The sequence below is a fragment of the Paracoccus sp. J56 genome (genome assembly GCF_019633685.1).
Lineage (GTDB): Bacteria > Pseudomonadota > Alphaproteobacteria > Rhodobacterales > Rhodobacteraceae > Paracoccus > Paracoccus kondratievae.
The window spans coordinates 15,081-34,149 of sequence record NZ_JAFL01000019.1; the positions used below are offsets into that span (position 1 = coordinate 15,081).

15 protein-coding genes and 1 riboswitch are annotated in these 19,069 nt (G+C 61.3%); of the genes, 12 read left to right on the top strand and 3 right to left on the bottom strand.

The features are described from left to right. Positions 1-92: 92 nt before the first annotated feature. From M511_RS13865 to M511_RS13880, 4 genes are all read left to right on the top strand, one after another. Positions 93-1,472 (top strand): efflux transporter outer membrane subunit, encoded by a 1,380-nt coding sequence (locus M511_RS13865; protein WP_010396487.1) that lies wholly within the window; start codon positions 93-95, stop codon positions 1,470-1,472. 35 nt (positions 1,473-1,507) lie between these two features. Then, positions 1,508-1,638, top strand: a riboswitch (TPP riboswitch). 117 nt (positions 1,639-1,755) lie between these two features. Then, on the top strand, positions 1,756-3,555 hold the full coding sequence (gene thiC / locus M511_RS13870) for a phosphomethylpyrimidine synthase ThiC (RefSeq protein WP_085502500.1): 1,800 nt from the start codon (positions 1,756-1,758) through the stop codon (positions 3,553-3,555). A 175-nt stretch (positions 3,556-3,730) separates the two neighbouring features. After that, the gene (locus M511_RS13875) at positions 3,731-4,609 is read left to right on the top strand and encodes an MBL fold metallo-hydrolase (protein WP_085502501.1); all 879 of its coding nucleotides are present in this window, start codon (positions 3,731-3,733) and stop codon (positions 4,607-4,609) included. Between the two features lie 83 nt (positions 4,610-4,692). Next, positions 4,693-6,426, top strand: a complete 1,734-nt coding sequence (locus tag M511_RS13880) for a SulP family inorganic anion transporter (protein WP_176224556.1) — start codon at positions 4,693-4,695, stop codon at positions 6,424-6,426. On the opposite strand, the gene M511_RS13885 is transcribed toward M511_RS13880, so the two are convergent. Continuing rightward, a complete protein-coding gene (locus tag M511_RS13885; protein WP_040601998.1) occupies positions 6,423-7,085 on the bottom strand; it encodes a GntR family transcriptional regulator in 663 nt (220 codons plus the stop codon). The two genes, M511_RS13880 and M511_RS13885, sit on opposite strands and share 4 nt — an antisense overlap. 332 nt (positions 7,086-7,417) lie before the next feature. On the opposite strand from M511_RS13885, the gene M511_RS13890 reads away from it, so the two are divergent. Both M511_RS13890 and M511_RS13895 read left to right on the top strand, forming a co-directional pair. After that, positions 7,418-8,935 (top strand): NCS1 family nucleobase:cation symporter-1, encoded by a 1,518-nt coding sequence (locus M511_RS13890; protein ID WP_085502518.1) that lies wholly within the window; start codon positions 7,418-7,420, stop codon positions 8,933-8,935. A gap of 17 nt (positions 8,936-8,952) precedes the next feature. Then, the gene (locus M511_RS13895) at positions 8,953-9,678 is read left to right on the top strand and encodes an aspartate/glutamate racemase family protein (RefSeq protein WP_010396475.1); all 726 of its coding nucleotides are present in this window, start codon (positions 8,953-8,955) and stop codon (positions 9,676-9,678) included. Positions 9,679-9,829: 151 nt separating this feature from the next. Here the strand turns inward: M511_RS13895 and cysN are convergent, their stop codons facing one another. Together cysN and cysD are read right to left on the bottom strand one after the other, a co-directional pair. Further along, complete coding sequence (cysN, locus tag M511_RS13900; protein ID WP_010396473.1) at positions 9,830-11,752, bottom strand: sulfate adenylyltransferase subunit CysN; 1,923 nt, start codon at positions 11,750-11,752, stop codon at positions 9,830-9,832. A 1-nt stretch (position 11,753) separates the two neighbouring features. Beyond that, positions 11,754-12,689: a sulfate adenylyltransferase subunit CysD gene (cysD, locus tag M511_RS13905; RefSeq protein ID WP_217809612.1), complete on the bottom strand. Its 936-nt coding sequence runs from the start codon at positions 12,687-12,689 to the stop codon at positions 11,754-11,756. Positions 12,690-13,141: 452 nt separating this feature from the next. Between cysD and glpD the strand changes: the two genes are divergently transcribed. From glpD to M511_RS13935, 6 genes are read left to right on the top strand one after another with little or no spacing between them, the layout of a single operon-like run. Then, positions 13,142-14,710 carry a glycerol-3-phosphate dehydrogenase gene (gene glpD / locus M511_RS13910; RefSeq protein WP_085502502.1) on the top strand — a complete coding sequence of 523 codons (1,569 nt, stop codon included), beginning with the start codon at positions 13,142-13,144 and terminating at the stop codon, positions 14,708-14,710. A 32-nt stretch (positions 14,711-14,742) separates the two neighbouring features. Next, on the top strand, positions 14,743-15,822 hold the full coding sequence (locus M511_RS13915; protein WP_085502503.1) for an ABC transporter ATP-binding protein: 1,080 nt from the start codon (positions 14,743-14,745) through the stop codon (positions 15,820-15,822). 7 nt (positions 15,823-15,829) lie between these two features. After that, positions 15,830-16,915: an ABC transporter ATP-binding protein gene (locus M511_RS13920; protein ID WP_085502504.1), complete on the top strand. Its 1,086-nt coding sequence runs from the start codon at positions 15,830-15,832 to the stop codon at positions 16,913-16,915. Then, a complete protein-coding gene (locus M511_RS13925; protein ID WP_010396463.1) occupies positions 16,915-17,802 on the top strand; it encodes a carbohydrate ABC transporter permease in 888 nt (295 codons plus the stop codon). Before M511_RS13920 ends, M511_RS13925 begins: the two co-directional genes overlap by 1 nt. Continuing rightward, on the top strand, positions 17,802-18,605 hold the full coding sequence (locus M511_RS13930) for a carbohydrate ABC transporter permease (RefSeq protein ID WP_010396460.1): 804 nt from the start codon (positions 17,802-17,804) through the stop codon (positions 18,603-18,605). Before M511_RS13925 ends, M511_RS13930 begins: the two co-directional genes overlap by 1 nt. Next, entirely contained in the window at positions 18,602-19,030 is a 429-nt protein-coding gene (locus M511_RS13935; RefSeq protein WP_240547640.1) for a DUF2160 domain-containing protein, read from the top strand. Before M511_RS13930 ends, M511_RS13935 begins: the two co-directional genes overlap by 4 nt. The last annotated feature ends 39 nt before the right edge of the window (positions 19,031-19,069 follow it).

Genomic DNA, 19,069 nt, shown 5'->3' on the forward strand with positions numbered 1-19,069 from the left:
GCCGCAAGGGTACGGGCGGTCCCGGGGGCCGCCCGTGCTTTCCCTTCTTTTCCGCGACCCGGTTCCGGGCCGTTTCAAGCAGAGAGTTTCGGATGACTCATACCTTGTCTCTTTCCCGTCGCGGCATCCTGGGCGGGTTCGTCTCGACCCTGGCGCTTGCCGCCTGTAACCCGGTCACCTACACGGCGCCCAAGGCCGATGTGGCTACAAGCTTTGCCTCCAGCTCTCCGGCCCGGCGCGCCGGCTCGAACGCCTGGTGGGCAGCGTTTCGCGACAAGCGGCTGGATGCGTTGATTGCAGCGGGGCTAAAGCGCAACCTTGATGTCCAGACCGCTGTTGCCACGATCCGCGAGGCACAGGCCAATGCCCGGCTGGTCGGTGCAAACGACCTGCCGCAGGCGCAGGCCGAAGGTGCGGCCGGACGCGCGCACAACGAAACCGGCGTGGTCGAAACCACCTCTGCGACGCTGGGCGTTTCGTGGCTGATTGACCTTTTTGGGCAGAACCGCGCCGCGCGCGAGGGTGCCTCGGCCCGGCTGGATGCGGCCTATCTGTCAGCAGAAGTGGCGCGGCTGACCGTCGCCAGCGCAATCGCCTCGGCCTATGTTGATGCGCGCTACTATCAGGAGACGATGGCTCTGACCCGCCAGAGCCTTCAAAGCCGCAAGCGCACGCTTGAGATGACGCGGACGCAGGATGCCTTTGGCAGCGCCTCGCGCCTTGAGGTGCTGCAGGCTGAGCAGCTGGTTGCCCAGGCCGAGGCGGCCTTGCCCGCGCTTGAGGTCGGGTTTGACCAGTCGGTGAACCGGCTTGCGACCCTGACCGCTGGGCGCAGCACCGATATCGCGGCGCAGTTGCGCAAGACGGGTGGCCAGCCGCGCGCGCGCTACAGCGCCAGCGTCGGTGTACCTGCCGATGTGATCCGGGTGCGCCCCGATGTGCGCATGGCCGAACGCAACCTTGCCGCAGCTGTCGCCGATGTGGGCGAGGCGCAGGCCGCCTTTTATCCGCGCCTGACCCTGTCGGGCACGATCACGCCGACCAATATCCGCGGTGGCGGCAGCATGAAGACCTGGGGCTTTGGGCCCCAGATCACGCTGCCCCTCTTTACCGGGGGTGCGAATGAGGCCCGGCTGTCGGCTGCGCAGGCGCGTGCCGAACAGGCGCGGCTGGCGTGGCAGGCATCGGTCCTGAAAGCGGTCGAAGAGGTCGAGAACGCGCTGGCCGGCTATAACCGCGACGCTCGCGCAGTTTCCGCGCAATCGCGTCTGGTCGATAACGCCCGCGAGACGGTCAGCCTGACCCGCAGTTCGTATGAACTGGGCGAGGCTGATTTCTTCCCGGTCCTGGATGCCGAGCGCAGCCTGCTTTCAGCCCGTCAGGAACTGGCGGCAGCGGTGCGTCAGCAGGCGCTGAACTTTGTCGCTCTCAGCGCAGCCTCGGCCGGCGGTGTCGGCCTGCCTGCCAGCTGAGGGTATTGACCGGCCGCAGGGAAACGGCCATGCTGCCCGGACGTCAGGGGAGTCCCGCCCAGGGGACTGAGAGGCTGACAGGGACCGTCTTATAGCGGTTCCGGTGAAGCGACCCTTTGAACCTGACCCAGTTGATACTGGCGTAGGAAGACCGAAGGGCATTTCCCCATACGCAGATCGCGGGGTGGTCCTTTCGGGCCACCCGGCCCTTTTCGCATCTCGCGGGGCCGTTGGCCCCTTTCTGCTTCCGGGCTCGGCTGGGTCTCTGCTCAGGGAGAACGAGATGAGCCAGACCCTTCCCACTATCACCACCGGCCCTCTGCCCGGATCGCGCAAGATCCATGTTCCGGGGCAGGTGCACGATATTCGTGTGCCGATGCGCGAAATCGCGGTTTCAAACGAGGCACCGCTGATCGTCTATGACAGCTCTGGCCCCTATACGGATGCCGGGGTGCGGGCCGATATCGCGCGTGGTCTGCCCGATCTGCGCGGCGACTGGCAGTTGCGGCGCGGTGACGTGGCCTCCTATCCGGGCCGTCCCGTGACTGCTGCCGACAACGGGTTTGCCGAGGGCGCGCGCCTGACCCCTGCATTCCCTGAACGCCGCGATCCGCTGCGCGCGGTCGGGGACCGGGCAATTACTCAGCTTGCCTATGCTCGTGCGGGCATCGTCACGCCAGAAATGGAATTTGTCGCCATCCGCGAGAATGAAGGCAGGTTGGCCGCCCATATTCGCGATGGTGATCCAATGGGCGCGGATCTGCCCGATCTGGTGACGCCCGAGTTCGTGCGGGCCGAGATTGCTGCCGGTCGTGCGATCATCCCGGCCAATATCAACCATCGTGAGCTTGAGCCGATGATCATTGGCCGCAATTTTCGCGTCAAGGTGAATGCCAATATCGGCAATTCCGCCGTCACCTCCAGCATGGAGGAAGAGGTTGAAAAGATGGTCTGGGCGATCCGCTGGGGCGCCGATACTGTCATGGACCTTTCGACCGGGCGCAATATTCACAACATCCGCGACTGGATCATCCGCAACGCTCCGGTCCCGATTGGTACGGTTCCGCTGTATCAGGCACTGGAAAAGGTCGGCGGCGTCGCCGAGGATCTGAGTTGGGAGATTTACCGCGATACGCTGATCGAGCAGGCCGAACAGGGCGTCGATTACTTTACCATCCATGCCGGGGTGCGCCTGCATATGATCCCGCTGACTGCGCGCAGGGTGACGGGGATCGTCAGTCGCGGAGGCTCGATCATGGCGAAATGGTGTCTGCATCACCACCGCGAGAGCTTTCTCTATGAGAATTTTGAGGAAATCTGCGACATCATGCGTGCCTATGATGTCAGCTTCAGTCTGGGCGACGGGTTGCGCCCCGGTTCGATCGCTGATGCCAATGACGAGGCGCAATTCGCCGAGCTTCGCACCTTGGGTGAGCTGACCAAAATCGCATGGGCCAGGGATTGCCAGGTGATGATCGAGGGGCCGGGCCATGTGCCCATGCATAAGATCAAGGCGAATATGGATGAGCAGCAGCGCCATTGCCATGACGCGCCCTTCTATACGCTCGGGCCGCTGACCACCGATATCGCGCCGGGCTATGATCATATCACCTCGGCCATTGGCGCGGCGATGATTGGCTGGTTCGGGACCGCGATGCTTTGCTATGTCACGCCCAAGGAACATCTGGGTCTGCCCGACCGTGACGACGTCAAAACCGGTGTGATCACTTACAAGCTGGCCGCTCATGCCGCCGATCTGGCCAAGGGTCATCCCGGGGCGCGTCTGCGCGATGACGCCTTGTCGCGGGCACGGTTCGAGTTTCGCTGGGAGGATCAGTTCAACCTTGGCCTTGACCCTGACACCGCACGCGCCATGCATGACGAGACCATGCCGAAAGAGGCGCATAAGCTTGCGCATTTCTGCTCGATGTGCGGGCCCAAGTTCTGCTCGATGCGCATTTCGCACGACATCCGGGCCGAGGCCGAGCGTCAGGCCGGCATGGAGGAAATGGCCGAAAAATTCCGACAGGGCGGGGCGCTGTATCTGCCCGCGAAAGACGCCGCCGTGACCGAGGCGGGCTGACCTCGGCGCAGCAACCAGAGGCGGCCAGAGCCTTACTGGCCGCTTCCTTCTGACGCGGCGGCGGGGTCTTTTCCAGCTATGGTTTCGGTGGCACTGGGGCGTGGGATTGAATAGAGGTCATCCCATAGGCCGGCCTGGCCGGCTGCGGTTTAAAGAAGCAAAAGCGAGACGACCCATGGTGAATGTCCCGGAAGTGACCGGCTTCTACGAGGCGCGCACCGGCTCGGTGCAATATGTCGTAGCCGACCCCGAGACCGGAAAATGCGCCATCATCGACCCGGTGCTGGATTATGACGAGAAATCCGGTGCCACCGCCACCATCGAGGCCGACCGCATCCTTAGCTTTATCGCTGATAAAGGCTATGAGGTTCAGTGGATTCTGGATACCCATCCCCATGCCGACCACTTCTCGGCCGCCGATTACCTGCGCAGCAAGACCGGCGCCCCGACCGCCATCGGCGAAAAGATTGTCGAGGTGCAAAACCTGTGGAAGGATTTCTATAACTGGCCTGATTTCCCTGCCGATGGCTCGCAATGGGACAAGCTGTTTGCTGCGGGTGAGCGGTTCTCGGTCGGCAATATCCCCGCCCATGTGATGTTTTCACCGGGCCATACGCTGGCCTCGGTCACCTATGTCGTCGGGGATGCGGCCTTTGTGCATGACACGCTGTTCATGCCTGACAGCGGCACTGCCCGTGCCGATTTCCCGGGCGGAGATGCACATGTCCTGTGGCGATCGATTCAGGATATCCTGTCCCTGCCGGATGAGACGCGGATTTTCACCGGCCACGATTACTGTCAGGGCGGACGCGAGGCGCGCTGGCAATCGACCGTGACCGAGCAGCGGACAGCGAATATCCACCTGTCGCAGCGGCCGACCGAGGATGAATTCGTGGCCGTGCGCGAGGCCCGCGACCGCACCCTGCCAATGCCCAAGCTGATCCTGCATGCGCTGCAAATCAACATCAACGCCGGGCGTCTGCCCGAACCCGAGGCGAACGGGCGGCGCTATCTGAAAATCCCGCTGGACCTGTTGCAGGCCCCCTGGAAATAGCTGGGAAAAGTCAGGTGCTTGCGCTTGATCCGCCCCGGTGCTGATCTGCTATTGTCCAAAGGACGAGGGCAGGGAGTTTGGGTGTGAGACGAGTGCGGGGCTGGTTGCCCATTCTGGACTGGGGCAGGCGCTATGACGGCGCGACTTTCACCGCCGACCTGCTGGCGGCGGTGATCGTGACGATCATGCTGATTCCGCAAGGGCTTGGTTATGCCATGCTTGCCAACCTGCCGCCCGAGGCAGGGCTTTACGCCTCGATCCTGCCTTTGCTGGCCTATGCGGTCTTTGGCTCGTCGCGCACGCTGGCGGTGGGGCCGGTCGCGGTGGTGTCGCTGATGACGGCCTCGGCTGTTGCGCCGGTGGTCGATGCCGGACTTGCCGATGCCGTCTCAGCTGCGGTGACGCTGGCGGCGCTTTCCGGTGCGATGCTGGTGGTGATGGGCATTTTGCGGCTGGGGTTTCTGGCGCATTTTCTTAGCCATCCGGTGATCTCGGGCTTTATCACCGCGTCGGGCATCCTGATCGCGGCGGGGCAGCTGCATCACATCCTCGGCACGCCGGGCGGTGGCGGCACCCTGCCACAGATCCTGTTCGCATTGGTGGCGCAGGCAGGCGAGATCAATCCCGGGACTGTGATCCTCGGGACTGGGGTTCTGGTCTTTCTTTACCTCTCGCGCCGCTATCTCAAAGGCTGGCTGACGCTTGCCGGCGTTGGGCCGCGTCTTGCCGATGGCGTTGCGCGGGCGGCGCCGATCCTTGCCATTGCCGCGACCATCGGATTGGCCCGCTGGCTGGATCTGGGGGGACAGGGTGTGGCGCTGATCGGTGCGATTCCACGCGGTCTGCCCAGCCCTGGCTTGCCGGTTCTTTCCTATGATCTGGTGGTGGCGCTGATCCCGGCGGCGCTGCTGATTTCGGTTGTGGGTTTTGTTGAATCCGTTTCTGTCGCACAGACGCTTGCTGCGCGGCGGCGCGAACGGATCGAGCCGGATCAAGAACTGGTCGGGCTTGGCGCCGCCAATATTGCTGCGGCGCTGACCTCGGGCTATCCGGTCACCGGGGGATTTGCCCGCTCGGTGGTGAACTTCGATGCCGGCGCGCGCACCCCTGCTGCAGGTGTGTTCACGGCTGTCGGCATCGCGCTGGCAACGCTGTTTCTGACCCCGGCGCTGGCCGATCTGCCACAGGCGACGCTGGCCGCGACCATCATCCTTGCGGTGCTGACACTGGTCGATTTCGGCGCGGTGATCCGTACCTTGCGCTATTGCCGCTCGGACGGGGCGGCGATGCTCACAACGATCCTTGTCACCCTGACCCTTGGCGTCGAAGAGGGTATCACCGCCGGGGTGCTTTTGTCGCTGATCTTGCAGCAATGGCGTAGTTCACACCCGCATTCCGCTGTCGTCGGGCAGGTGCCTGGGACCGAGCATTACCGCAATATTGAGCGTCACCGTGTTATCACCCATCCCCGGATCCTGTCCCTGCGGGTGGATGAAAGCCTGTATTTCGCCAATGCTCGCTTTCTTGAAGATCGCATCGCCGCATTGGTGGCCGACCGTTCTGGGCTGCGCCATGTGGTCCTGATGTGTCCGGCGGTGAATGACATTGATGCCAGCGCGCTGGAAAGCCTCGAAGAGATCAACCGTCGGCTGGCCGAGACAGGCATCCATTTCCACCTTTCAGAGGTGAAGGGGCCGGTAATGGACCGGCTGCAGCGCAGCCGGTTCCTTGACCATCTGACCGGGCAGGTGTTTCTGAGCCAGCATGAGGCGATGTGCCGGCTTGCAGGTGTGGGTTGCGGGGCCGAGGCGCTTTAGCGGCCGCGGTGATAGGCCGGCACGCCCCACCAATGCTGGGTGCGTTCGCAGTGATAGGCGATGGCCTCGACCGCAGCGGATATATCGCGGCGCTCGACCGCATCAATGATCGCCAGATGTTCTTCCATGGCCGAAAGGATACGCTCTTGCACAAAGGGGCGCACGCGCTGAAGTATCGCGATGCGGATCCGGTTGCTGTCATAGCAACTGCGCAGCAGCGGATTATTCAGCCCTCCGGCCAGAAAGTCATGCAGCGACAGATCGACTGCAATCGCATTCGGTGACAGCTCTGGTGTGGCCGCGCCACGGGCGGCAGCCAGCATCTGCTCATGCGCCTGACGTAGCGCGCCCAGCGGGGCGAGCTCGTCACCGTCCAGAATGCGGCGCCGCGCACCCTCTTGATCCAGCACCATGCGCATGTCGAGACTGTCGCGGATCGTCCCGGGCCGGGCGTCCATGATCTGAACCCCCCGCTTGGGAATAATCTCAAGCCAACCCGAGCTGCTGGCATGGCGCGCGGCCTCGCGCACCGCGGCCAATGGCAGTTTCAGGATATCGACCAGCTGAGGCATCGACAGGAATTGGCCGGCATGCAATTCGCCGTGGCGCAAAGCTTCGGCCAGCGCGACCTGTGCGCGCGTATTAAGCATTCCATCCATTCAGTCCCCCCGTTGGCGCCAGTCTGTCTGATTCAGCTACGGAGAATTTTCAATAATTCCGATATGGTGTTATGCGACATGCTAAATAGACGCTTAGTAAAGATATCATCTAACATTTCAGGTGCAAGCTCAATGCGGGAAGCTTGTCGTACCGGGTAAGGCCGGCTGCCAGAGGAACGGGAGGGAACCATGGCACCAACTGTGACTGAGGGGCGTCGCATGGCGACGCGCCCCGCAAAAGGGCTTTTGCGTCGGCCGATCAACGGGCGCAATCTTGCGGATCAACGGATTACGGCGCGGGGATGCTTCTGCCCGAAATGGAAGGGGCAGTAATGGCCAGTATCAAGACCGCCGAGACCGGCCATGATCCCCTGCAGGGCGTCACGCTGTCCGAAACCATTCCGCCCGACGTGTCGCCCGGGCTTTACAACCGTGACCTTGCGCCCACCCAGCAGCAAGGCCGTACGTGGAGCGCGTATAACATCTTTGCTCTCTGGGCCAATGACGTGCACAGCCTTGGCAATTACTCTTTTGCCATCGGGCTTTTCGCGCTTGGCCTTGGCGGCTGGCAGATCCTGACCGCGCTTAGCTTTGGCGCGCTGTTTCTGTTCATCCTGCTGACCATGTCGGGCTATATGGGCATCAAGACCGGGGTGCCTTTCCCGGTGATGAGCCGCATCAGCTTTGGTACCCGTGGCGCGCAGATCCCGGCCCTGATCCGTGGTGGTGTCGCCATCGTCTGGTTCGGGATCCAGACCTATCTGGCCTCGATGGTGCTGGATGTGCTGTTGATCGCGCTGATCCCCGGCCTTGCGTCTCTGGCGCAGCAGATGGTGCTGGGCCTGTCGGTGCTGGGCTGGATCAGCTTCAGCATTCTTTGGGTGGTTCAGGTCATCATCGCCTGTTACGGGATGGAGAGCATCCGCAAATACGAAGCCTGCGCCGGCCCGGTCATTCTTGTGACCTTTGTCGCGCTGGCGGGTTGGGTACTCTACAGCGCGGGCGGAGAGCTGCGCTGGTCGCCGCCGAATGCGCTGAGTGGCGGGGCGATGTGGGCACAGATTCTGGGTGCTGCTTCGCTTTGGGTGGCGATCTATGGCACCTTCGTTCTGAACTTTTGTGACTTTACCCGCGGGGCCGTTTCGCGCCGGGCGGTGGTCATGGGCAATTTCTGGGGCATCCCGATCAACATGCTGATCTTTGGCATGATCGTGGTGATCCTGACCGGCGGCCAGTTGGTGATAGATGGTACCCTGATCCAAAGCCCGACCGATGTCGTGCAAAAGATCCCCAGCAAGCCGCTGCTGATCATCGCCAGCCTGTCGCTGCTGATCCTGACCATCGCGGTGAACCTGATGGCGAACTTTGTCGCTCCGGCCTTTGCGCTGGCGAACCTGCTGCCGCGCCATCTGGACTTTCGCCGCGCTGCGGTGGTCAGCGCGATCATCGGCTTTGCGATCCTGCCCTGGAACCTTTATAACTCGCCGATCGTCATCGTCTATTTCCTTGGCGGGCTTGGAGCCTTTCTTGGGCCGCTTTTCGGGATCGTGATGGCGGATTACTGGTTGATCCGCAAACAGCAGGTGGATGTGCCGTCGCTTTACATCGACGACGCCAGCGGCCCCTATCACTATGTGGGTGGCTTTAATCCGGCTGCCATCAAGGCGCTGATCCCCTCGGCTGCGATCTCGTTGCTGATCGCCTTCCTGCCGGCGCTGCATGCGCTTTCGCAATTCTCGTGGTTCATCGCTGCGGGGCTGGGCGCGCTGTTTTACTGGCTCATCGCGCCCAAGGGGCTGAGCTATGTTGACCGGGATGGCGAGGCCATTGCCGTGGCGACCAACCACTGACCCGAGACGGAGAAGACATGCGTATTCTTGTAGTGAACGTGAACACGACCGAGACGATGACCCATGGCATCGGCGTGCAGGCCCAAAAGGCTGCTGCGCCGGGGACCGAGATCGTCGCCCTGACCCCGCGCTTTGGCGCGGAGTCAGTCGAGGGCAATTTTGAAAGCTACCTTGCCGCCGTCGGCGTCATGGATGCGGTCATGCGCTACGATCAGCCCTTTGATGCGGTCATTCAGGCGGGGTATGGCGAACATGGCCGCGAAGGGCTGCAAGAACTGCTTGAAGTTCCGGTCGTCGATATCACCGAGGCGGCTGCTTCAACGGCCATGTTCCTTGGCCATAAATATTCCGTGGTAACGACGCTGGATCGCGCTGTTCCGCTGATCGAGGATCGGCTGAAGCTGGCCGGGCTAGATGCGCGCTGCGCCTCGGTCCGGGCCAGCGGCATGGCGGTTCTTGAACTGGAAACACAGCCCGAGCGCGCGGTAGAGGCCATCGTCGAACAGGCTGCCGCCGCCGTCACCAATGATCATGCCGAGGTGATCTGCCTTGGTTGTGGTGGCATGGCTGAGCTTGAGCAAAAAGTCCGCGAACGGACCGGGGTGCCTGTGGTGGATGGTGTTGCCGCCGCCGTCACCATTGCCGAGTCGCTGGTGCGGTTGGGCCTCAAGACCTCGAAAGTGCGAACCTATGCCCCGCCCCGGCCCAAGCGGATCACCGGATTTCCCCTGACCGGACTTTAGGCACCAGGGGCAAACGCAGGGTCGGGGCATAGGATCTGTGCTCCGGCCCTTTCTTATGGCCTGTCGCGGCCTTTGTGCAAATGAAACGGGCGGCAACTGGATCACAGTCGCCGCCCGTTCAATTTCTCAAGGCTCGCCCTGATCGGGGGCCTTAGCTCATTTCGCGCAGCACATATTGAACGATGCGCTCGGCAGCCTCTTCGGGCGTCAGATCGACCGTGTTTACGGTCAGCTCGGCCTGCTGCGGCTGCTCATAGGGGCTGTCGATACCGGTAAAGTTCTTCAGCTGGCCCGACCGCGCTTTTTTATACAGGCCCTTGACGTCGCGCGCCTCGGCAACCTCCAGAGGCGTATCAACAAAGACCTCGACGAATTCGCCCGGCAACATCAGGTCACGTACCATCTGCCGTTCGGACCGGAAGGGCGAGATAAAGGCTGTCAGCACGATCAGCCCGGCATCGGCCATCAGTTTGGCGACCTCACCCACGCGGCGGATGTTTTCAACCCGGTCGGCATCGGTAAAGCCAAGGTCGCGGTTCAGCCCGTGGCGGATGTTGTCGCCATCCAGCAGGAAGGTGTGCTTGCCAAGGGCATGCAGCTTTTTCTCGACGATGTTGGCAATGGTCGACTTGCCCGAGCCCGAAAGACCGGTGAACCAGATCACTGCGGGCTTTTGGTTTTTCAGCGCGGCGTGAGCCTCGCGGTTGACGTCCAGTGCCTGCCAGTGGATGTTTTGCGACCGGCGCAGGGCGAAATGGATCATCCCCGCTGCGACCGTCGCATTGGTCATGCGGTCGATCAGGATGAAACCGCCAAGATCGACGTTCTGGGCATAGGCCTCAAAGGGGATCGGACGGTCGGTCGAGATATTGACCACGCCGATTGCGTTCAGCCCCAGCGTCTTGCTGGCCAGATGGTCCAGCGTGTTGACGTTAACTTCATATTTCGGCTCGGTGACGGTCGCGGTGACCATCTGGGTACCGATTTTCAGCAGGTAGGGACGGCCCGGCAGCATCTCTTGCTCGGCCGTCCAGACCAGCGTCGCCTCGAACTGGTCGGCAACCTCGCAGGGCTCGTCGGATTGGACGATGACATCGCCGCGCGAACAGTCGATCTCATCAGCAAAGGTCAGGGTGATCGACTGACCAGCGACAGCCTTTTCCAGCTCGCCGTCATAGGTGACGATGGATTTGACCGTGGTCGTCTTGCCCGAAGGCAGCACCCGGATCGCATCGCCCGGCCGCACGACGCCCGCGCTGATCTGTCCGGCAAAGCCGCGGAAGTCGAGGTTCGGCCGGTTCACCCATTGCACCGCCATGCGGAACGGATGTTCAAGCATCTGCTGGTCGCTGACCGGTGCTTCCTCCAGGTGGCCAAGCAATGTCGGCCCCTGGTACCAGGGCATGTTCGCGCTTTTCTCGACGATATTGTCGCCCTTGAGACCCGAAATCGGGATCGGCAGAAAGCTGTCCATGCCGATCTGTTTGGCGAAATGCGAATAATCCGCGACGATGTCGTAGAACCGCTCTGCCGAGTAATCGACAAGGTCCATCTTGTTCACTGCCAGCACCACGTTTTTGATGCCAAGCAGGTTTACCAGATAGCTGTGCCGCCGCGTCTGGGTCAGCACGCCCTGGCGCGCGTCGATCAGGATCACCGCAAGGTCGGCGGTCGAGGCGCCGGTAACCATGTTACGGGTGTACTGTTCGTGCCCGGGGGTGTCGGCGACGATGAACTTGCGCTTGTCCGTAGCAAAGAAACGATAGGCAACGTCGATGGTGATGCCCTGTTCGCGCTCGGCTGCAAGACCATCGACAAGCAGCGCAAAGTCGATCTCGCCACCCTGAGTGCCGACGACCTTTGAATCGCTTTCAAGGCTCGCAAGCTGGTCTTCAAAGATCATCTTGCTGTCATAAAGCAGGCGGCCGATCAGCGTCGACTTGCCATCATCGACCGAGCCGCAGGTGATGAAGCGCAGCATGGTCTTGTGCTGATGTTTCAGCAGATAGGCGTCGATGTCTTGTGCGATCAGCGCATCGGCGATGTAGGCGGGGTCTTTCATTTCGTTGTTCATCTCAGAAATACCCCTCTTGTTTCTTCTTTTCCATCGAAGCGGACTGGTCGTGGTCGATGGCGCGGCCCTGACGTTCCGAAGTGGTGGTCAGCAGCATTTCCTGAATCACCTCGGGCAGGGTACGGGCGTTGGATTCCACTGCGCCGGTCAGCGGATAGCAACCCAGCGTACGGAAGCGGACCGATTTGATCATCGGCTCTTCGCCTTCGCGCAGCGGGAAACGGTCGTCATCGACCATGATCAGCAGGCCGTCACGCTCGACCACCGGGCGCGGTTCCGAGAAATACAGCGGGACGATCTCGATGTTCTCAAGGTGAATGTATTGCCAGATGTCGAGTTCGGTCCAGTTCGACAGCGGGAATACGCGGATCGACTCACCCTTGCCCTTGCGGGTGTTATAAAGCTTCCACAGCTCGGGGCGCTGGTTCTTGGGGTCCCAACGGTGATTGGCCGAGCGGAACGAGAACACCCGCTCTTTGGCACGCGATTTTTCCTCGTCGCGGCGGGCACCGCCAAAGGCGACATCGAAATTGTATTTGGTCAGGGCCTGTTTCAGACCGTCGGTCTTCCACATGTCGGTATGCAGGCTGCCATGGTCAAAGGGGTTGATACCCTTTTCCAGCGCCTCGGGGTTATGGTGTACGATCAGCTCCATTCCCGCTGCCTGTGCGGCGCGGTCGCGCAGATCATACATGGCCCGGAATTTCCAGGTCGTGTCCACATGCAACAGCGGGAAGGGCGGCGGGGCAGGGTAGAAAGCCTTTTTCGCCAGATGCAGCATACAGGCCGAATCCTTGCCGATAGAATACAGCATCACCGGGTTGTCGGCAGTGGCCACGACCTCGCGCATGATCTGGATGCTTTCGGCCTCAAGCCTCTGAAGATGGGTCAGGGTATCGGCCTGACCCCCGGTGTTGATGACGGATTGGCTGTTCATCTGCATGGCCCTTCTTAGGATGCGCCGTCCTTTGCCAGATTTTCTCGGGAATACCAAGCCCGAGCGATGGTTAACGCTGCCTGCGCCTGTAAATCATCGGTTTTGTTGCCGCGTTGTGGCAGCAGAGGACCTGAAATTTCTTTTGGTTGATTATAATTTTAAATATTCTTCCTTAAGTTGTGCGATCCTGCCTGAGAATCTTCGTTTAAACGCGGTTTGCCGCTGATCCGCGGACAGCGACGTACCATTACGCCATGGAAACCGCGCACATGCCATGCTGTTATGCACTGCAATTGCTGCATTATGCAGCGAATCATGCAGCAATGCCGCGCACGAACATTCGTTTGTGTATAAAAACGATCATAAACGAAAATTCTCGCTTGACTGGTATTACATCACCGTTACATCTTTCGGCTATCAAAAGCGGTGCGAAACGACGGAAGGGAATCGGCGTGTCAACACCAGCACGGCCCGAGGCTGACCTTTTCATCATTGGCGGTGGAATCAACGGTTGCGGCATCGCGCGGGACGCGGTGGGGCGTGGCCTCTCGGTGACGCTGGCCGAGATGGGCGATCTGGCGCAGGCGACCTCTTCGGCCTCGACCAAGCTTTTTCATGGTGGCTTGCGCTACCTTGAATTCTTTGAGTTCCGCCTGGTCCGTGAGGCGCTGGAAGAGCGCGAGACGCTGCTGACCGCCATGCCGCATATCTCATGGCCGATGCGTTTTGTGCTGCCCTATTCGCCGCAGATGCGGTTTGAAAGCGATACGCCGACATCGCGGCTTTTGTCGATGACGATGCCGTGGCTGCGCGGGCGTCGGCCGGCATGGCTGATCAGGCTGGGGCTGTTTCTTTATGACAATATGGGCGGGCGTCAGATCCTGCCGGGCACGAAACGGCTGGATTTGTCGCGTGATGCTGTTGGTCAGCCGCTTAGGCCCGGCTTCAGCCTGGGCTGGGAATATTCCGATTGCTGGGTGCAGGATGCGCGGCTTGTGGTGCTGAACGCGCGCGATGCTGCGGCGCGGGGCGCGACGATCATGACCCGGACCCGCGTCACCCATGCCGAGCGTGCCGAGGGGCTGTGGCGCATCACCACCGAAGGTCCCGAGGGTACACGCATTCATCACGCCCGCGCGCTGGTCAATGCTGGCGGGCCGTGGGTCGAGGATGTGATCCGCAATGTCGCGCATATCCCCTCGACCGAAGGTGTGCGCCTGGTGCGAGGCAGCCATATTGTCGTGCCGCGTCTTTATGATCACGATCGCTGCTATTTCTTCCAGGGTACGGATGGGCGGATCATCTTTTCCATTCCCTTTGAGGAAGATTTCACCCTGATCGGCACCACCGATATGGACCATCGCGGCGCCCCCGGTGAGGCGCGCTGTTCGGACGAAGAGCGGGATTATCTTTGCGCTTTTGCCAGCCAGTATTTTGCGCGTCCCGTGACGGCGGATCAGGTGGTCTGGACCTATTCTGGGGTGCGTCCGCTTTACAATGACGGCGCAAAATCGGCGACTGCGGCGACGCGGGACTATGTGCTTAGCCTGCATGATGAGGACGCGCCGCTGCTCAATGTCTTTGGCGGCAAGATCACCACCTATCGCCGGTTGGCGGAAAGCGCGATGGCAAAGCTTGTGCCATTCTTTCCGCAGGCGGGTGGGGACTGGACAGCTCGGGTGGCGCTGCCCGGCGGGGATTTTCCCGTGGACGGGGTTTCGGACCTGATCGCGCAGCTTCAGGCCAGCCATCCGTTCCTGTCCGGGCGTCTTGCCCGCAGGTTGGTGCGTACCTACGGTACCGAGGCGTTCTTGTTGCTGAACGGTGCCGACAGCATGGCCGCGCTGGGTCGTGATTTCGGCGCCGGTCTGACCGAGGCTGAGGTGATGTGGCTGATCCGTCACGAGTTTGCCCGGACCGCCGAGGATATCCTTTGGCGTCGTACCAAGCTGGGCCTGCACATGAATGAGGCGCAGCGCCACGAACTGGAGGCGTTCGTGGAGCAGCATCGTATCGCCTGAACCAGGGGCGGAGTATTAGGGGGAGGACCGCTTTGCTGGAACTGCAGGGCATATCCCGGTCGGTCGGGGGGAAGGTGCATATCCATCCCACCAACCTGACCTTGCAAAAAGGCAGCATGAATGTGCTGCTCGGCCCGACACTGGCTGGCAAGACCAGCCTGATGCGGCTGATGGCCGGGCTGGACCAGCCGACGACCGGCCGCATCCTTTGGGATGGCAGCGACGTCACCGGCCAGCGGGTTCAGGATCGTGGCGTCGCCATGGTCTATCAGCAATTCATCAACTATCCCGGCCTGACGGTCTATGAAAACATCGCCTCGCCGCTGCGCATTCTTGGCCGGCCCCGGGACGAGATTGACCGCAAGGTCCGCGAAACTGCCGATATGCTGCATCTGACGCCGATGCTCGGGCGTAAGCCGCTTGAGCTGTCGGGCGGCCAGCAGCAGCGTTGCGCATTGGCGCGGGCGCTGGTCAAGGGCGCGGGGCTTGTCCTGCTGGATGAGCCGCTGGCGAACCTTGATTACAAACTGCGCGAAGAGTTGCGGGTCGAGATTCCGCGTATCTTTGAGGCGTCGGGCGCGATCTTTGTCTATGCGACCACCGAACCTGAAGAGGCGCTGTTGCTGGGCGGCAATACCGCGACGCTATGGCAGGGGCGGATAACGCAATTCGGGCCGACGCCGACTGTCTATCGCCAGCCGGTCGATGCGACGACGGCGCGGGTCTTCAGCGATCCGCCAATGAATTTCGTCGCTGCGCGTAAGCAAGATGGGGCTGTGACCTTGGGTGATAGTCAACTGCCGGCGGGCAGTTTCTCTGACCTGCCCGATGGCGCCTGTCTTGCGGGTTTCCGCGCCAACCACCTGTCGCTGACCCGTCCCGGCCCCGCCGCGGTCGAGTTCACCTGTACTCTGGCCGCGACCGAGATTACCGGCTCTGAGACCTTTGTTCATGTCGAGCATGGCGCTGATCGCTGGGTGGGTCTGGTCGAGGGGGTGCATCTTTTGACGCCCGGCCAGCCGCTTTCGGTCTGGCTGGATCCGGCGCATGTCTATCTGTTTGACGCGTCCGAGCGGCTGGTGGTGCCTGCCGCCTATGCGCTGGCGGGATGAGGGGATCATGGCACAGATCACGCTAAAGAACCTTGCCCACAGCTATCTGCCTAATCCTCAGTCCGAGGCGGATTATGCGCTGAAAGAGATGGATCACGTCTGGCAGGACGGCGGCGCCTATGCGCTGCTCGGGTCCTCGGGCTGTGGCAAGACCACGCTTTTGAACATCATCTCGGGCCTGCTGACGCCCAGCCACGGGCGGGTGCTGTTTGGCGACCGCGACGTGACCGACGCGACGACGGCCGAGCGCAATATCGCCCAGGTGTTCCAGTTCCCGGTCGTCTATGACACGATGAGCGTGCGCGATAACCTTGCCTTTCCGCTAAAGAACCGGGGCAAGGATGCGGCCTATATCAAGGCACGGGTGGACCAGATCGCCCGCATGATCGGCATGGAGGCCTGGCTGGACCGCAAGGCACAGGGCCTGACCGCCGATGCCAAGCAAAAGATCAGCCTTGGCCGGGGCATGGTTCGTGAGGACGTGAACGCGATCCTTTTTGACGAACCGCTGACCGTCATCGACCCGCATATGAAATGGGAGCTGCGTACCCAGCTCAAGGAACTGCACCGCCAGTTCGGTCATACGATGATCTATGTCACCCACGATCAGACCGAAGCACTGACCTTTGCCCAGAAGGTCGTGGTCATGTACGAAGGCCGCGTTGTGCAGATGGGCACCCCCGAAGAACTGTTCGAACGTCCGGCACATACCTTTGTCGGCTATTTTATCGGCTCTCCGGGTATGAATTTCCTTGAGGCCGATGTTCAGGGCGACCGTGCCCTGTTGCCTGGGGGCGAGACGGTGACGCTGGGGGCGCATTATGGGCCCGTGGCAGGTCGGGTTCAGATAGGCATTCGTCCCGAACATGCGACGCTGGTTGCAAGCGGCGGGCTGCCGCTGACCATCCGGCGGATCGAAGATGTCGGGCGCCACCGCCTTGTCCGGGGCGAGGTGATGGGCCGCCCGCTTAACGTTGTCATGCCCGAAGGGATGCCGGTCGAAGGGCTGCCACAGGTCGCCTTCGCCCCGCAAAAAATCAACGTCTATGCTGATGACTGGCGCGTGGTGCCGCAGGAAGAAGGGGCGGCCTGATGGAAAAGACCCAAAACAACAAGGCGTGGTTTCTGGTCCTGCCGGTGCTGGTCATCGTCGCCTTTTCGGCGGTGATCCCGCTGATGACGGTGGTGAATTATTCGGTTAACGACACTTTCGGCAATAATGAGTTCTTCTGGGCCGGGCTCGAATGGTTTGACGAGATGGTCCACAGTTCGCGCCTGCATGAGGCGCTGGGGCGGCAGACGCTGTTCTCGGCCATCATTCTGGCGATCGAGGTGCCGCTGGGGATCTTCGTGGCGCTGAACATGCCCAAAAAGGGCTTCTGGGCCAGCCTTGTCCTCGTGCTGATGGCGTTGCCGCTGCTTATTCCGTTTAACGTCGTGGGGACGATCTGGCAGATTTTCGGGCGCACCGATATCGGCCTGCTCGGTCGCGGGCTCAAGGCGCTGGGGCTTGACTATAACTACACCAGCGATCCGTTGGACGCATGGATCACTGTGATTGTCATGGACGTCTGGCATTGGACCAGCCTGGTTGCGCTGCTGTGTTATGCCGGCCTGCAATCCATCCCGCAGGCCTATTATCAGGCGGCGCGGATTGATCAGGCCAGCCGCTGGGCGGTGTTTCGCTATATCGAACTGCCCAAGATGAAGGGGGTGCTGCTGATCGCCGTGCTTTTGCGCTTCATGGACAGTTTCATGATCTATACCGAGCCCTTTGTCGTAACCGGCGGCGGGCCGGGCAACTCGACGACCTTCCTGTCGATTGATCTGGTCAAAATGGCGGTCGGACAGTTCGACCTTGGCCCCGCTGCTGCCTTCTCGATCATGTATTTCCTTGTGATCTTGCTTGTCAGCTGGGTGTTCTACACCGTGATGACCAATCTGGACCGCAGCCAGACCGACATTCCGGAGGCCATGTGATGCGCATCAAGACCCCGACCGTGGTGATGGTTCTGTATCTGCTGTTCCTGATGCTGCCGATCTACTGGCTGGTAAACATGAGCCTGAAGACCAATGCCGAGATCACCGGCACCTTCAGCCTTTATCCGCATGAGCTGACCTTGCGCAATTACCGGGTAATCCTGACGGATCCCAGCTGGTACATGGGTTATGTCAACTCGATCATCTATGTGGTGATGAATACGGTGATTTCCGTCGCTGTGGCGCTGCCCGCGGCCTATGCTTTCAGCCGCTACAGCTTTATGGGTGACAAGCATCTGTTCTTTTGGCTGCTGACCAACCGCATGTCGCCGCCGGCGGTCTTTGCGTTGCCCTTTTTCCAGCTTTATTCCTCGGTAGGGCTGTTTGACACCCATATCGCGGTCGCCCTGGCGCACTGCCTTTTCAACGTGCCGCTGGCAGTCTGGATCCTGGAAGGTTTCATGCGTGGCGTGCCCAAAGAGATCGACGAGACCGCCTATATCGACGGCTACAGCTTTCCGCGCTTTTTCGTGCGCATCTTTATGCCGCTGATCGCCAGTGGCATCGGGGTCGCGGCTTTCTTCTGCTTCATGTTCAGCTGGGTCGAGCTGCTTTTGTCGCGCACCCTGACCTCAGTGAATGCCAAACCCATTGCCGCGACGATGACGCGCACCGTCTCGGCCTCGGGGATGGATTGGGGGGTGCTGGCGGCTGCCGGGGTTCTGACCATCATTCCCGGCGCGCTGGTGATCTGGTTTGTCCGCAACTACATCGCCAAGGGCTTTGCCCTGGGGAGGGTATGATGTCGAACGCTGCGATTGCGACGCACAAGCCCCGGGGCTGGGGCGCGATCTATACCCTTGCTGCTGTTATTCTGGCCGCTGCCCTTGCCTTTCTGGTCTGGGCAACGCCGGTCAGGGATGGTGCCAAGGATTGGTTTGCCCCCATGGTCCCCGGCGGATGGATGGCCTGGACCTTTCCGGTTGCGCTGTTTTTCTGGGTGATTGCCAGCCTTTTGGTTCTGTTCACCATCCTTGCCATCCGTTTCCCCGAGACACCGCGCCGCGGCATTCTGCGTATCGAGACGACGCGTGGGGACCGGTTGTTCATCTCGCTTCTTGGTTCGGCCTTCATCTGTCTGGGCTGGCTGTTCTTTGCCGGCTCGCCGTTATGGTGGGGGCTCGTCATTTGCCTGGCCTATGCCGCAGCGGTGTTTCGCTGGGTTTGACCGGGCTGGAACAGGGCTCCGGGGCGGCTGCGGCTGGCC